At 36.6% G+C, this 15,376-nt stretch carries 13 protein-coding genes; 2 read left to right on the top strand and 11 right to left on the bottom strand.

The features are described 5' to 3' along the window. Positions 1 to 124 precede the first annotated feature (124 nt). The 3 genes from AC6I5B_RS01890 to tnpA all read right to left on the bottom strand — a co-directional run bounded on the left by AC6I5B_RS01890 (position 125) and on the right by tnpA (position 2,644). Positions 125 to 1,741 carry an IS66-like element ISRgn2 family transposase gene (locus tag AC6I5B_RS01890; protein ID WP_119636217.1) on the bottom strand — a complete coding sequence of 539 codons (1,617 nt, stop codon included), beginning with the start codon at positions 1,739 to 1,741 and terminating at the stop codon, positions 125 to 127. Between the two features lie 151 nt (positions 1,742 to 1,892). Beyond that, positions 1,893 to 2,237, bottom strand: coding sequence for an IS66 family insertion sequence element accessory protein TnpB (gene tnpB / locus AC6I5B_RS01885; RefSeq protein WP_119636218.1), 345 nt, complete (start codon positions 2,235 to 2,237; stop codon positions 1,893 to 1,895). Continuing rightward, positions 2,231 to 2,644: an IS66 family insertion sequence element accessory protein TnpA gene (tnpA, locus tag AC6I5B_RS01880; RefSeq protein ID WP_172590409.1), complete on the bottom strand. Its 414-nt coding sequence runs from the start codon at positions 2,642 to 2,644 to the stop codon at positions 2,231 to 2,233. Before tnpA ends, tnpB begins: the two co-directional genes overlap by 7 nt. Before the next feature lie 457 nt (positions 2,645 to 3,101). Between tnpA and AC6I5B_RS01875 the strand changes: the two genes are divergently transcribed. Together AC6I5B_RS01875 and AC6I5B_RS01870 are read left to right on the top strand one after the other, a co-directional pair. After that, on the top strand, positions 3,102 to 3,485 hold the full coding sequence (locus tag AC6I5B_RS01875; RefSeq protein ID WP_117788355.1) for a plasmid mobilization protein: 384 nt from the start codon (positions 3,102 to 3,104) through the stop codon (positions 3,483 to 3,485). Beyond that, positions 3,472 to 3,738, top strand: coding sequence for a hypothetical protein (locus tag AC6I5B_RS01870; protein ID WP_117788357.1), 267 nt, complete (start codon positions 3,472 to 3,474; stop codon positions 3,736 to 3,738). Before AC6I5B_RS01875 ends, AC6I5B_RS01870 begins: the two co-directional genes overlap by 14 nt. Before the next feature lie 115 nt (positions 3,739 to 3,853). Here the strand turns inward: AC6I5B_RS01870 and AC6I5B_RS01865 are convergent, their stop codons facing one another. The 8 genes from AC6I5B_RS01865 to drmA all read right to left on the bottom strand — a co-directional run bounded on the left by AC6I5B_RS01865 (position 3,854) and on the right by drmA (position 15,363). After that, entirely contained in the window at positions 3,854 to 5,116 is a 1,263-nt protein-coding gene (locus AC6I5B_RS01865; protein WP_497773560.1) for a hypothetical protein, read from the bottom strand. Positions 5,117 to 5,272: 156 nt separating this feature from the next. Next, on the bottom strand, positions 5,273 to 5,554 hold the full coding sequence (locus AC6I5B_RS01860) for a hypothetical protein (RefSeq protein ID WP_243132346.1): 282 nt from the start codon (positions 5,552 to 5,554) through the stop codon (positions 5,273 to 5,275). Positions 5,555 to 5,934: 380 nt separating this feature from the next. Further along, positions 5,935 to 6,876: a site-specific integrase gene (locus tag AC6I5B_RS01855; protein ID WP_022250161.1), complete on the bottom strand. Its 942-nt coding sequence runs from the start codon at positions 6,874 to 6,876 to the stop codon at positions 5,935 to 5,937. 226 nt (positions 6,877 to 7,102) lie between these two features. Continuing rightward, positions 7,103 to 8,485: a DUF8451 domain-containing protein gene (locus AC6I5B_RS01850; protein ID WP_004611837.1), complete on the bottom strand. Its 1,383-nt coding sequence runs from the start codon at positions 8,483 to 8,485 to the stop codon at positions 7,103 to 7,105. Positions 8,486 to 8,505: 20 nt separating this feature from the next. Continuing rightward, a complete protein-coding gene (locus AC6I5B_RS01845; protein ID WP_004611836.1) occupies positions 8,506 to 9,429 on the bottom strand; it encodes a hypothetical protein in 924 nt (307 codons plus the stop codon). Positions 9,430 to 9,458: 29 nt separating this feature from the next. After that, the gene (locus AC6I5B_RS01840; RefSeq protein WP_004611835.1) at positions 9,459 to 10,151 is read right to left on the bottom strand and encodes a phospholipase D-like domain-containing protein; all 693 of its coding nucleotides are present in this window, start codon (positions 10,149 to 10,151) and stop codon (positions 9,459 to 9,461) included. Continuing rightward, a complete protein-coding gene (drmB, locus tag AC6I5B_RS01835) occupies positions 10,133 to 11,896 on the bottom strand; it encodes a DUF1998 domain-containing protein (RefSeq protein ID WP_004611834.1) in 1,764 nt (587 codons plus the stop codon). The genes AC6I5B_RS01840 and drmB overlap by 19 nt, the downstream gene beginning before the upstream one ends. Continuing rightward, complete coding sequence (gene drmA / locus AC6I5B_RS01830; RefSeq protein WP_004611833.1) at positions 11,896 to 15,363, bottom strand: DISARM system helicase DrmA; 3,468 nt, start codon at positions 15,361 to 15,363, stop codon at positions 11,896 to 11,898. Before drmA ends, drmB begins: the two co-directional genes overlap by 1 nt. Positions 15,364 to 15,376: the final 13 nt, after the last annotated feature.

The following is a 15,376-nucleotide window of genomic DNA, read 5'->3' as shown; positions in this document are numbered from 1 at the left end:
AAAATGCAATCAAAATGCAATTCTATAAAGGAAAAGCTGTAAAACCGTAAGCGCAAAATATTGCTACGCTGCCCATGAATCACGCTTGCACCAAAATGATAGATGCAAGCGTTTTGCTCTATGTTTAGTTTTGACAGTTTGCTTTCGCAGTCTCGCTCCATGGGGCAAGCTGTTCCAGCTGTTCATCTGACATTTTATCGTCTGGCCGCTGTGATAAGAGGTATGTCAGATATTTGTAGGTATTCAGGTCATTCGCTTTTGCCATCTCAACCATTGTATACACAATAGCACTAGAGGCCGCTCCCTTCGGACTGGCACTGAACAGCCAGTTCCTCCGACCAACAGTGAATGGTCTGATTGCATTCTCGCTAAGATTGTTGGATAAACTGCAATGACCATCTTCCAGATAGGTCATCAGGGTGTCTTTCCGATTTTGGGCATAGTTCACCGCTTTCGCCAAACGGGTTCCCTTGTTTGGACGCTGTTGATCCAGCCAAATCCAGAATGCCTCCAGTATCGGCTTCTCCTTTTCAAGACGGAACTGTTTTCTCTGCTCCGCAGTATGATTTTTTGCTTTTGAGTACCGCTCACAATCAAACAGCTTGGAGCAAAATTGTACTCCCTGCACCGCCGGAAGGCTGTAATCATACTCTTTCCCTTTCGGTATGGCATCTGTGAAATAACGTCTCACATGTGCCCAGCAAGAGCAGCGTTTGATATCCGGCAGATTGTTATAACCCTGGTATCCGTCGGTCTCCAGATATCCACGGAACCCCTGCAGGAAAGATGCTGCATGGAACTTTGCCCTTGTCTCTGTGTAATGATAGAGCAGGATCGGCGGAAGCCCATCTTCTCCACTGCGGAAGAGCCACATCCAGGAATCTGTTTCAGGATTGCGCTCCGGCTCATTCAGTACCTGAACCCGAGTTTCATCTGCCATCAGATATTTACGCATCCGTAACTGACGGTGAAAATAATCATAAACATGGCAGAGGTAATTCTCGGTACAGTAAATGATCCAGTTAGCAAGCGTAGCCCGGCTCAATGGGACACCCAGCTGCTTCCATTCCGATTCCTGCCGGTTTAATGGCAGACCATTCTGGTACTTCTGGTGCATTGCCCATCCTACAACGGATTCCGATGCATAACTTTCCGGGATCAATGGTTCCTGAACAGGCGCTTTGACAAATGTCTGATCATCCGGGTGTTCCTCTGATATGGCACACTCCGGGCATTTATAGGTTTCACGATAGATATTTACTACTTTCCCTTTGGCAGGGGTAAACCGGAATTCATGGCGGACGAATTCTTTCCCAATACATTCCATCTGCGTTCCGCAGGTTGGACAGTTCCGCTCCTCCTCCGGAAGAGAAATGATCTCGTCGCAGGAAGGAACATTTTTAAAGAGATCCGCATGTGTCCGTCGTGCTTTTCGCTTATGTTCCGGAACAGTGATGTCATCAGGAAGTTCCTGTTTCCATGTCGGATCTGCTTCCTGCTCGGCTTCATCAAAAAGATTCAGCTGACCATCGATATCTTTCCGTTTTTCACTGGAAGTACCAAAGAGCTTCTTCGTGAGATATTCAATCTGCTGACGAAGATTTTCTTTTTCCAGACGGTCTGCTTCCAATGTTTTTTGTAAAGACTGGATCAGTTCTGTCTGTGCGGAAATCGTTTTATTCAGTTGGTTGATCATGTCCTTGTACGCAAGGATTTTTGAATCTTTTGAATTACCAGCCATATGTCTTCTGCTCCTTTTTTACTGCTCTTATTATACCATAAAAAGCAATGAAAAGGAAGCAGAAAACCCAGTATTTACAAGGGATTGCAGACATGATACAGGGTGTGGAAAGCTCTCCATTTTTGTTGGCTGGCATAGAGGTTTTACACAATCATTCCGTAGGTTTGAATGCTTTTGGTTGTTCGATTTCAAGACCGGACATGAGCCAGTCGAATTGCTGCCAGGTCAGTTGCTTTACTTCCAACTGATTTCTGGGCCAGCGGAATCTGCCCTGGACTTCCATACGTTTATACAGCAACACAAATCCGTCAGATTCCCAAAGCAAAGCTTTGATCCTGTCACAACGTTTTCCACAGAAAAGATACAGGGCGCTTCGCCTTGGATCCATATGGAGTTGATTCTCTACAATAGCACACAGCCCGTCAATGGATTTCCGCATATCCGTTCTGCCTGTTACGATATAGATTTCATCGGCGGCTGTGATATCCCCTAACATTCCAACTCCTTCACAATGCGAAGCGTTTGAGCCAGAAGCTGAGGATCTGTTCCATTTGGTATTGTTAGATGCAAACTTCCTACAGACAGCTTCATTGGCTCTGCTACGGAAAGGTTATTTTTTTCCGTAGCTACCGGAATCACATTTAATGGCTGTTCATATGGGAGCGGGTCAGTATCATGAAAATCCACTCTGACAACTTCCTGGCTTTCCGGTGCACGATAGCTGCGTCCGGTTGACGCTGGCAAATCCACACAACCTTTCTGACGCAGCCTTTTTACCCAGTTGTAAAAAGTTCCCGGTTTAATGTCATGTTCCACACACCATTGATGATCTGTCAACCCACTTTGACGGCATTCCATGATGAGACGGTATTGTTCTTCGGTAGGTATTCTTTTGCTTCTCATGAGCACACCTCCATAAATCGGATAGAGTAAAATGCTCGCATCTATCATTTCTAGCAAGAGAAGATGAAGTGAAATGCTTGCATTTTCTATTGATTATTATGGAATGATTTTTAGGGCAACACAATCCGTCGAATTATTTTGCGCTTACGTAAAACCCTTGTAGATAAAGGCTTTACAGCTTAGCTCCAACTATTCAAACTCTTCCCCAAGGAAGTATTATCAAATCAAAAATGCTGATTTTATGCGGCATTCCACCGCATCTGTTTCATCTAATGTTACTCTTTTCATATCGTTTTCAAAAACTTTAGTAGCAAATTAGTTGCAATTATTCAATATTGCATCTACGAAATCCACGGCAGATATAATCTACTTTTACTACTAAAAAAGAATAATCAAATGTGGCTTACGGGTACTTCACCGTGCCTGCTGCCACCACCACTATGAAAGGAGCTTTTCTATGAGCAATCAACACAAACACCCAACTATAAGTTTTAGAATCAGCGATGCTGAACGCAAACAAATCGAAGCTCGTATTCTTGCCAGCGGCATGATGAAAAAAGATTACTTTGTCCGTTCCTGCATCTATAACCGCATCTGCGTTGTCGGCAAGAAAGAAACTATATATCCTCTTGTGCAGACTGTTAATGCTCTGTATCTACAATTACTTGAAATGCAGAAATCATTTATTGAATGCTGTGAACATCAAGCTTTAAACAGTCTTCCTAAAAGCGATGAAATCAGAGAACTACAGACCGATTATAACAATCTGCTTACAGCCATCATTGACCTGCTTGATGGTGCTAAGTATCTGTGGGAAGGAGAACATCATGAAACAAAATAATCCTTGTTACCTGTTTGGTATGTATGAACCTGACACAGATTCCGTTATTGTTAATGCCATCAATGATACCTATACCGGCACGCCTCTTACTATCAGTTGTGAAAAATGCAATTCATCTGTCTTGCTTGATACACCGAATGATATTGTGTATCTATATCGTCTGACACAGGACAGTCCTCTGCTGTATGCTGAATTGGCTTGCAAACCTAATGGATTACAGGAATATGCAGATGCTATGAATGAATTTAATTGATTTTTCCAAAATTAAAAGAGCATTTTATTGGGGTTAGTCTCATCTACGTCTCACCAGTCTCAAGAATATTTTGAGACTGGTGAGACTATGTTAAAATCCCAGTATTTTATTTGAATTACAATTTCTTCTCCACCTTCTCCAATTCATCCAACAATGCTGGTTTTCTTGGATATCTCTGCATCAATTCCTCAATTAAAGATTTAGCAGTATCATTACCCTTCCATTTTATAAGCTGTGCAATATTCTTTGTTATCTTTTTATATTCTCGTCTATCCTTTGCCTGAGCACAACTCTCACTTATTTCCTTATAACATAACTCATATACCTGCTCCGGATAATCCTTTACCAAATATTTTCCATAATAAAACAAATCATACGGATTTTCCATTACATCGTCAAGCAATCTCTTCTTTTCATTTTCAGAAATAAGAACAGTACGATAGCAAACAGTTCGCTTGCTATTCTTTAATTCATCTAATAAGCTTTCGTAATTCTCATTCCATGCGTCGTGCTCTTTATAAATCTGTTTCAAAACATCCCAGAACTTCTCATTTCCCATTAATAACAGTTTTTTTGCCTGTGCGATTTGCTTTTCCGCAATGTTTGCTGTCTTGTATATGTCATATAGCACGTTATTCCAATCTTCCGGATCGCTACTATGATAATGCCATGTCTCTTCTTCGTTTGCTTTCTCTAAACAAAGCTTCTCTGCCTCATCATAGTTCTTGTCTTCCATAGCATCTTTAATAGCTATAATACGGAGTTCATTTATCGAAATATTCTGATATAGTTCCTCATGCGTATTCTTTTTGCCATATAAATGTCTATGTAAAAGGTATCTTACAATCAAATCTTCTTTTTTCGTATATTCCGGGTAATAATCCTCCCGTGAAATTTCCAACAGGGTATCCAAAACCTTTTCAAGTTTCTTTGCACTCTTTTCATCGCATAGGCAAATCCCACATTTCAGCAAGTCATAACGCCAGTCAGTCCAACCATCAAATACACTCTTTTTTGCCTCTTTTATAATCAATGCAAATGCTTGTTCCCGCATTTGTTTGTCCTGTTTTTCGATTTCTTTTGCGCATTTTTCTATTAATTCGTATGTACACATGATAACATCTGTAAGCATTCCCGAACTACTATCTGCATGAGATGCTAACTTAACACCAGATACCAGGATATATGTAGCCGCCTCAAGTGCAACCATATAACCACGCATTTCTAAAGTCTCAGCACACATATCAAGACAGTCATGCATATCCATACAAATATTATCGCAGCTGCTCCAACCAATGTATCCCCGATAGGTGTTACATTTAATTGATGCAGTAATTGTGTTTTTCACTATCGATATAATATCTTCTGTGGGTATCATAGTATCCCCTTTCTTTTATTCAACAATATCAATCTTATATCTTTCACACCATTGCGTTGCGATTTTTTCATAAGCTTCATCACGATATTGGTACCAATGTTTCTCCAGATTTAAGTCATACAATTTATCCTTAAATCTTCTAAAAGCACCTCTACCCTAGATTTCCCCTGCCAATACATCCTGATTCTTTCCCGCCGGAAGCTCGTATATGAACTCTTCCATTATTCGATACTCGTTGATATCGTATTGTCCCGGTAACGGTATATAATCCTCAACAAATCCCTCTTTAATATCTTCAAAGAGTTGCGGATTGTCCTCACCATCCACCATTCCATCAAACAACATCAGAACTTTTTCATTGTGGGTATCATAATAATATTCTGTTTCCATATTGGCAAATTCCATTGCCTCGATTATGTCTTCTAATTTTACTTTCATCTTTTATCCTTTTCCGACTTCTTTATTTCCACTTTCAATAATTTTGCAGCAATAGAGCTATTTATTTCTTTATTTGTATCGAAATAATCTGTTTTCTTGTTCTTTCCAATTCGGACCTTATCTCATTTTCTTCAAAATCTTGAGGAACATCATAGTTCAGGTTCGGCATTACTACAATAAACTCCCAAATGACGTTTATCTCCTTTTATTTGCTTTTCAAACTCCCTGAATTTTCTGATGCAAACTTTAATCCTACTTCCAAAATTACACATGCTCTACTGAGACATTCTATATAATTTCCCTGCCAATCTGATAATCTCTCAAAAGGATTTCTAATTCTCATTACTTATTATTTTCTTTGTCTATGATTTTGCGTTCAATTATATATCAATTAGATTAAGCTTATTATTTATAACACTTTCTACATCTTCCTGATTCATCAACCACCTAGAAACATCCTCTATCTTCTTAGTTTCAAACCCCGTAAGATACTTTATCTCACTTAGAGTCAGCCCTTTCTGAATAAGTTTTGAAACGCCCTTTAATGCAAGTGTTGTTGTATTTATGTTATTAACTTCTTCTAATTTTTCTTGTATCGTAGCCAGTGCCGAACTGGAGGTAATCTTCTTTCCCTTTGTATTCAAAAAGAAATATTCTCTATTAGGATATCTATGTACCATATTATATTGTCTAATATCAGATACCATTGACTTATCCACACTTAGATTGATTACACTATCTTTATTTCTAATTGTAATAATTCCATCAATGTCATTTACATCATCCTTTTTTAAGTTTACTAATAAGTTTAGTTTAAATCCATATTTTAAGAGAAGGTTGCATAATATCTTCTGACCGAATTTATAAAAATCACTCTTTTTTAGATTATTACAAATTTTTATTATCTCAATTTCAATCTTATCATCTATCGGACAATATATTTCTTGCTTTAATTTTGTATTGAGACATTTTTCAATATCTTCAATCATTTCATTGTTCCTACATCCACCTTCAAGTGCACTACATTCTATCCCACCCATCTTTTTTATATAGTTTTTATAGAACAAATCGATTGCAGACAAAAATCTATTAACTGCCTCTTTTCTATGCGCCTTTGCGCTAGAATTATAATATGACGCACATGCGCACACTATATCCTGCCTTAATAATTTGTTATTGAATAAATCCTTAAGATCACAATCTCCATATATATCACAGTACTTTAAAAAAGCTTGATAACATTGCCAATAATTTTCTCCCTTTCCGCCAACCTTCAGACTTTCAAAATGTGTTTTTAATGCTATTGATAGAAATTGATTCATTTTATCTTCTCCAATCGATAAATCATATAAATTCATTAATCATTTTTAGTCTCAACTGAGTCTCATAATCTCATCTTAAAAATGAGACTCAGTTGAGACTGACTTGAGACTAAGTTTTTCCGACACGCTAAAAGTCCCTATTTTATCACGTTTTTAGATTTTTCTTCAGTCTCATAAAGTATCAAAATTTATGAGACTTTGTTGAGACTAACTTGAGACTGTCTCATTACAATGTCCATGTTGAAGTCTTTTTATCGTAAACGGCACCTGTTACTTTCTTAATTTTCGCATAATCTCTAAACACCGTTGATCTTGATATATCCAATTCTGCCATTACCTGTTCAACTGATAAATGCAGATTCTCGCAAATCATATTATAAATTTTCTGTTCTCTTTCAGATAATGTTTTCTGTTCTGTTGCTTCATCTGCAGCTATTCTGTCTAATGGTATATTAATTCTAAATACATCATCTTCAATTAGCTCTGGCTTACCACCATCTGAATACATCGGTGTATACTTATAAAGATTTCTTACTCCCGAACCAATAGTATCTGTTCTACCAATATTAGCAAAAAATTGCTGAATTAAAGGATTCTTTGGATAAGGAGTAAACTCATCACTCATAATATTTCCATGGCGTCTAGGAATACACCAATTTTCTGTTCTCAGCCAATCCTTTTCGATAATCACCTTTGCTGGATATGCACTTGAATAATCCCTATGCACAAGTATATTACCAATAACCTCTCTTGAAATAATACCTCTAATACTCGTGCTAATATTGTTGATTAAGCAAAATTTATCTGATGTATGCTTTGCAACAAATTCCATTAAAAGATCATATGCCTCAATTAAATTAGTTGTTACCTGCAATCTATCATCATATCTATCTAGATTCTCAACCCTATATAATGCATCGGTAATATATCCAGGACAACAAGACCTTATCACATCATCTTTGCCAAACAATAACACACCTGCAAGATTATATCCTTGAATACCTGATGAAAAATCTTTTTCCCATAATCCGGCACTCTTCATAATTTCATCATCTGACATTGTAAGCCATTGATGGTCCGGATTTTTACTTTTAGCCAAGTTTCTTACTTTATCCATTAAATCAATACGAAGATCATCCTTCGTAACATATGGAAAAATCTTATGCTCTGCATATGTGTTGCTTTTTCTGTTATACATATTTTGTAACTGAATAGGTGAATCTGTAATATCCATGTCCCCATCTTCATTTCTGTCATATATTCTATTAATACATTTTTCGACAGTTGATGTTGGTGGTACATACACCCATAATAATAATTTACCTTCATATTCAAATTCTTCTATGGAAAGATATAGTGTAGGTGACATTCTATCAGGATTGTTAAGCTGATTAACAAAGTTTTTTCTCATATCTTTACTCATATTTCTATTAATCCCGATTGGTGTTCCATCATCTTCTACGCCCATGATAATATAGCCACCATATCTATTAGAAAATGAGCACACTGTTTCATAAACATCTGCCTGTATCCCATGCTGACATGTCTTGTACTCAATTGTTATTTTCTCATCATTTGTGAGCAAATTTCTCATCAATTCGGTTGTCATTTAATCGCCTCCTGTATTTATTAATCAGCATAATATTCTGCCATAAATCGCATACCATTTTCTTCATTATCCTGAATATACTGTAATAGTTTCTTATCAAACCTATCATTCATATATTCAACAATTATTGGACATACCCAATATTGACTTCCCTCCTGAGGTTCCATATCCATTTCTAAAGCATCAAGATAATCCGAAGAATGAAATTTTATACTATCTATAACTGACAACAAACTCAAAAATATATCTGTAATATTTTGAAGTGTCTCTATAAGCTCTTTATCTTTATCTTCCTTTTTGTTCTGATATATATAATTATCCGTTACAAATCTAATGCCATTCGCATGGACATAATTATTTAACTTTCTGTCCTCTCTCAACCACTTATCTACAAGAAAATTATCAAAAATATATTTGACCTTTTCATTATTACTTACCAAATATGATTTGTATTTTGATGTATCAAAAAATTGTTTTCTATCCTTATTGTTTTCTGAGCTTTCCAATACATTATAAATCCATTTTTCCATAGCTAGTTCTGCGTCTGTTTTTCTTTCACCTGAAACCAATATAGACACATCTAACTCTATCATTTTCATCATAGATTCCGAGTTTATGTTGAATTTTTCTGCTTCTTCATCCGTTAAACCATGTTTGTTCTGTATAACATTCAATACAAATAAATACTGCATTAAATCATCTCTACACTTCCGTAATAAAGTATACGCATCCGAATAGGCATCTCTATTACAACAAAAATCAATAGTCTCTAGGGTTTTACATATTGACATCATTGTCTCTCCGGATAACATATATGGTCCTTTTTTTCCATAAGATACATCTACAGACGAAAATGCTGAATCTGCTAAACAAAAGAATATATACCATATATTTTCAATATCTTGGGAATAAAACTTATAATTAGTGTCTTCTATATCATCCATACGTTCTCCTTCGCATCCATTCAAACAGTTTATTTATATTTGCCACACACCTTCATTCTTACCATTTCCTTCATAACCTCTTCTATCTGCTTTGCCTTATCATGGGATTCAATCAAGAATCCCATTTCAATATTTCCTTGCATTCCGTGATATGAAAGATTAGCTGACGACACCAGTGATTTCTTTACATCTGATACAATAAGTTTCGCATGCAATGCTGCCATCTTGTCATCTTCTTGCTTTTGATATTCATATATCTGTAAGAATCGCGAACGATATGACATCAGTCTGTCAAGCACTTCCTTCTGCTTTTCTGTATCATTCACATATAAACGAACATATACTCCTTGCTGGCTTTTTTTAATAATAACATCGAGCATTTCGGTAAAATAATCTGAGATTGAATAACCAGTTATAGTAAGACTCTTTTCTGTATTCTCTATCAGATTACGCATTGTATCTTTGGTTCTTAATGTTTTCACACGGAATGAATCTGGTGCAGTAAGAACAAGCTCTGCGTGTTCAATTTTCTTTGACGAATACATTTTCATGCAAAGACTGATTATATCTGTTATCTCTTCTTCGGAACAATTAGTAAAATGTTTTCTAAGCTCTTCAATCACACAATAAAACTGTGCATTCTCTCCATTAACAGAATAATTTTCAAGTGCATCTACAATCAGACCTGCGATATATTCGATTTTTACACTTGTATTCCACATAAATCTCTCACCAATTCTCTGAAATATCCCATTTCCTCATGCTCCGGTACCGGTACAACTAATGCTCTATCAAGTAGGCGGTTACCATTTTCACATGCAGTTTCTGATATCATAGTACAAGAATGGCAGGCAGCCCCATTTAATCTCTCACTTGTCGGATTCTTCATAAAGCATTCTGGATCTGTTGTACATGTCAAACCATTCTCTAATGCCCCTTTTAAAAGCGGTAAAAACTTATTCATTCCACCTAGTTCAACAAGTCCACCTAGTGAGCCTTCCTTATCTGCCGCACCTGTATAAATTAAAATTCCACACATATTTTCACTACTATAAATGCGCTCATGTAATGCAGATGACGAATATCCTGACTGCATAGACATTTCCTTAATCAGCATATGTGAAAGTGTATGTAACAACACATACTCTGCATTTCTTGGTTTAAAATTCTCCCATCCTTTTTTCTGACAATATACTGCATAGCATTCCTCATATTTATCGGAACGAGATTTCACAGTCTCTATCTGCATCCACTGATTTATTTTTCCCTTATTTAATTCAATGAATACACCTTCACCATTAATTTCGACTGCCGGAAGCCATTTTTCTCCCGAAGAGCACTTCAATTTTACGATATGTGACTGCTCATCCACTTCTGGTTCTGGTGCTTCCAGTCTTGTAAAACCTGTCAAAACTCGTACTTCACGTAATCTATGTATTTTAATAATCCTAGAAATATACGCTTTTAAGCTTTCGCTCAAAGCAACTTCTTCCGCTTTAAAGTACTTAACATCATGTTGATACTCAACATCCTCATGATGCGTAATAGCTGCATACTCCATTTCTTTAAGTTCAATAAACTCTTTGATATTTTGGCTTAATCTATCATAGGCAGCTTTAAAGTCTTCATAAGAATATTTATCTCCAAAATACTTCTGATAAGCAAATGAAAGACCTGCCTCTTCTCCCATAGCCTCTACCAATGCTTCAATAGTTGCTCTTTGTGCACCCATGATATCATTAATAGGATTTGTCCAAGGCGGAATTGATATTGCATTTCTTGTGACTGTAAAATGCACATTAGATGCACCACGCTGGCTAGGTATTACACTCTTCTTACAAATTTTCGTCTTTGCTCCTGGTCTATGTGGATGGTTTCCTGAACAGCATAGACCTGCAAATTTTTCTTTTTGCATTGCCCCAGACATATCTCTCCTTGCACCGCAATTACACTCAACACGGAGTTCTGCAAGTGATGAAGTATTGCCCGTTGATTTTAGGTACATATCTTCTTTACAACTTGTTTCTCCATGATGTACCCACCATCTCCAAGGGAAATCGTCCATATGCCCATCTTCGCATACTGTTATAAATCTCGAAGGATATGCTGGAAATCCACACTTAGGGCATTTCACTTCACCTTGATTCTTTTTGTACTGATCCAAATCAAAGTAATCTCTCATATCAAATAAAAATTTACAAGTTCCCTTTGAGCACACATGGTAGTATGGGAATGACACAACAGGAATATCCTCTTTTCCACCTGTCTTTGGCATAAAGAATCGTCGAACATTCATATAACTAGCCAATCTTGCATCTCTAATTTCTTTACCAATATTGTTAGTATCCCAGTACTCTATATCTAAAACTGTCAATGAATCATTTACAGCATCCATTATCGAGCCTGGTCCATATGTAGTTATTAACTGATTCGGACGAATCTCGCCCAATTTTTTATAAAAATTCATCAGACACCCTCCCAATAAAATACTGTTGACGACTGCTCAACATCACGCATAGAACTTAGTGTTGGTTTTTCTTTGTCTCCATAATATTCGCCATAATATGTAAGCAGCCTCTTCTTATCATCAGCTATTGTTGGAACAAAATAATATAGCTTTTCGTCTTTTGCAATGTTCTTCCAAGTATTGATAAACTCATCCATTTCTTTCTCCGTATCTACATAAGACGATGGTGCCGTTATCTTAACTCGCTCAAGAATTTTGTCTTTTATATCTTTGATTTGTTCATCAGAAATATCATTAATGTTTGATGCTCCACCATTATCAGCCATCGTCTCTACCTGTAATCTTAGTAAAGAAACTACCAATGCATGTAATACTCTGTCTCTAGCTCTGGCTGCAAATGGCGTTGCTGTAGTTCCTTCTACATATCTATACATCTGAGAGTGGAAACCAACAAAATTCTCATAATTAGACAAATCCCTTGGTCTGTATGGGTTGTAAACAGTAAAAATAATTCCTGGATGCTGTCGCCCCACACGGCTTGTAGCCTGAATATATTCAGAGTTCTGCTTTGGCTGACCTACAACTGACATAAGTCCTAAACGGTCAACATCCATACCTACCGCTATCATATTAGTTGCAATAACAACATCATAACAGCCTTGCTTCTTCTTGTTTTTATCATAAGAAATTGCTAACTTTTCAAGAACCTGCGCAATCTCCCATGAAGGTATACGAGATGTAATTTCCTTCTTTCCCTCAAAACTGAGATACCTCTGTTCTGAGCTATTATATTTATTCTTTACAACACGAATACGGCTTGCTATATCATCGTCAAGAAGGCGCACTGCACCACCCAATTCTCGAATACTATTAAAGTACCCAATCAATGTGTAATATGGATCAATATAATCCTCATATTCCGGATCCTTTGCTATATCTAGTGCTGTTTGCAAAATAATTGAATACAAACGAATAAGAGTTGTTTTTACAGATTGTCCGCTCGCACATATACCAGCATATTGACGAAATGGCTTTTTTCCATCACTAATCATTCTACTGATTTTTTCTTCTGAAGCATCAACTAAATTTTCAGTTGGAAGCGGTACTTCCTTAATAAAAAATGAATCTCTTGTATCAAAGCCACTTGGCGGAAATTGTGCAAATTCATTTCTCCCATAAAGAAACTTAATCTGTTCCCCAGCATTTCTAATAGTTGCTGTTGAAACAATATACTTAGGGCGAATCTTCTTTCCATTCTTCTCAATACAACACATCTCTTCTACAACAGTTTCATATCCACCATAAATAGTTCCAAGAGGACCAGTAATTAAATGAAGCTCATCCTGTATAATTAGCTCAGGAGGATAGAATTGTTTACATGCAACTGTTTCAGCCTTTTCCAATCCCGCTGCGACATCTGCATTATGTCTTCCTGCATGCTTTTCTCCAATAGCAATATGTCCACATCTACTACAATATCTATCTGTTCTGCCAAATAGCAAACCAACTCGTTCAGACCATGGAAGTCTAGCAAATTTATCTACCGTAGAAATAATCACAGTAGGACACTTTGCATAAATTTCCTCATCAACAAGATAAACCGGTATGGTTCTTCCTGTTTTTAACGAAAACATACAATTCTTATCTGCACAATGAATTTTAACATACTTTCCCTTTTCATTGATGTCATATTCATCCCGTGTGATTTCCTTACCGCAATAAGGGCATTTAATAATCTGCTTTGTAAGCTTCCTTATAAATTCTTTCTTCTTAAACTGATCCGAATCACTGTATTCGCTAAATTTATTTGGGGTAACATTACCTCCAACCCAAAATCCAATTGAAATTCTTTCCTTACCATATAGTTCTTGGTTTTCTTCTCGCAGTCGTTCCATCGCAACAATAAGACGCATCAGTCTGTCTCTCTGCTGAGTTGTAAGTAAACGAAGCGTGTACCTTAAAAATACTGTTACTCCACCATCTTTCTCATAATCAGTTTCATCTGAAGCTGTCAGTCTCCTATATGCTATAGTAAAAGCAATCAGCCCTAAATATGCCTCTGTCTTACCACCACCAGTAGGGAAGTATAATAAATCAACAATATTTCGTTCCGGAGACTCACCATCCATAATCCCATACAAATTCAAAAGAACAAATGCAATCTGGAATGGTCTCCACTCACTGTGATCTTTCTTTCTTCCTTTTTCTGGCATATCAGTCATATAATCTCTTAAGCTGCAAGGAATGCCATTACCATAATCTTTTGAAAAAGCTGTAATACTTCTCTGTAAATACATTGCTTGATTCATAAATACAAACGCTTGATATACCTTATCATTGTTTTCAATCAAATCAATTCCAGCATTCATCCTACGATTTGCATCATTGCATTTATCAATAATAGTCTGACCTGTTGCCTTAAATTTATCATCATGCATAGCTTCGTCGTTTGTCAATGCATCTGTAATCCAACTTCCATACATTTCTGTCAATGTACGAAGATTCTGAATAACTTCTGACTTTTTCTTTGGTGAGCCCATCTGAAGCATCGAAAAGGCATGCTCCGTCATATCATCTATCTGTGCACTTACACTTGGAATTTCATAATCTGGAATAAATGATGATTTTATAGCAGTTGCATTTATCTCTTCTGCTTTCTTTTCCCAAGTAGCAGTACAACCTCTTCCTCTTGCATAAACTGGTCTGCCTTTATAATAATATTCATCCTCTAATTCAACTTTTCTACAGAGATATTCTGGTACAAAAATAGGACTCATCAAATCATCTGCTATAAGCATCTCCACTTGGAACATTACCTTTTCATATTCTTTTTCATCGCCATCTGACTTATCATTATTATGCAAATAAACCGATACCATCTTGTATCCATTGTCTAACTGCATCTTCATAACATAGATATAGATGTTTCCATTAGACTCAAGTGGAATCTGCTTCGAACGCCCCACCTGATTAAAATCGATTTCCACAACATCATTCATCTGCTCACGAATATATATGGTATGTTTCTTCTTTTTCTTATTCTCTGCATCTTCTTCTAAGGTTTCATCTATTACTTCACCTTGCACCTGTTCTGCATAATACTTTCCCCAATTAATATAAGCATTAACCTTTTGAACATCATCAGAGACATAGAAAGACACACCTATAGAAGACGGCTTCTGAAAACCACCTTTTACTCTATCCTCTGGTTCCTCTTCTTCAAAAATTCCTGCCTCCAAAGTTTCTCCATCAGCATCGAAATTCTTTTCTGTAAACTCTACATCATTGTAATTTTCATCTTCCGTTACATCTGTATCAGCAGGATATAATAATCCCGTAATATAACTACTCGTTGGTACTTCATTCAATTGTTCACAATCTGATGTTGGTCCTATTAAGTCTTTTCGTACTGCATCTAAAATCTTCTGTCGAACAATAGCATGTTTAAAATCCTTTATATCAGCCATCTACAACCTCCGT

Source organism: Faecalimonas nexilis (assembly GCF_059731825.1).
Note: the sequence above shows the minus strand (reverse complement) of the source record. Positions and strands in the feature narration are given on the sequence as shown.

What these genes read in the sequence shown, in the direction of transcription:
- AC6I5B_RS01890 (WP_119636217.1), bottom strand. Translation starts at nt 1,741, where the DNA reads ATGGCTGGTAATTCAAAAGATTCAAAAATCCTTGCGTACAAGGACATG.
- tnpB (WP_119636218.1), bottom strand. Translation starts at nt 2,237, where the DNA reads ATGTTAGGGGATATCACAGCCGCCGATGAAATCTATATCGTAACAGGC.
- tnpA (WP_172590409.1), bottom strand. Translation starts at nt 2,644, where the DNA reads ATGAGAAGCAAAAGAATACCTACCGAAGAACAATACCGTCTCATCATG.
- AC6I5B_RS01875 (WP_117788355.1), top strand. Translation starts at nt 3,102, where the DNA reads ATGAGCAATCAACACAAACACCCAACTATAAGTTTTAGAATCAGCGAT.
- AC6I5B_RS01870 (WP_117788357.1), top strand. Translation starts at nt 3,472, where the DNA reads ATGAAACAAAATAATCCTTGTTACCTGTTTGGTATGTATGAACCTGAC.
- AC6I5B_RS01865 (WP_497773560.1), bottom strand. Translation starts at nt 5,116, where the DNA reads ATGATACCCACAGAAGATATTATATCGATAGTGAAAAACACAATTACT.
- AC6I5B_RS01860 (WP_243132346.1), bottom strand. Translation starts at nt 5,554, where the DNA reads ATGAAAGTAAAATTAGAAGACATAATCGAGGCAATGGAATTTGCCAAT.
- AC6I5B_RS01855 (WP_022250161.1), bottom strand. Translation starts at nt 6,876, where the DNA reads ATGAATCAATTTCTATCAATAGCATTAAAAACACATTTTGAAAGTCTG.
- AC6I5B_RS01850 (WP_004611837.1), bottom strand. Translation starts at nt 8,485, where the DNA reads ATGACAACCGAATTGATGAGAAATTTGCTCACAAATGATGAGAAAATA.
- AC6I5B_RS01845 (WP_004611836.1), bottom strand. Translation starts at nt 9,429, where the DNA reads ATGGATGATATAGAAGACACTAATTATAAGTTTTATTCCCAAGATATT.
- AC6I5B_RS01840 (WP_004611835.1), bottom strand. Translation starts at nt 10,151, where the DNA reads ATGTGGAATACAAGTGTAAAAATCGAATATATCGCAGGTCTGATTGTA.
- drmB (WP_004611834.1), bottom strand. Translation starts at nt 11,896, where the DNA reads ATGAATTTTTATAAAAAATTGGGCGAGATTCGTCCGAATCAGTTAATA.
- drmA (WP_004611833.1), bottom strand. Translation starts at nt 15,363, where the DNA reads ATGGCTGATATAAAGGATTTTAAACATGCTATTGTTCGACAGAAGATT.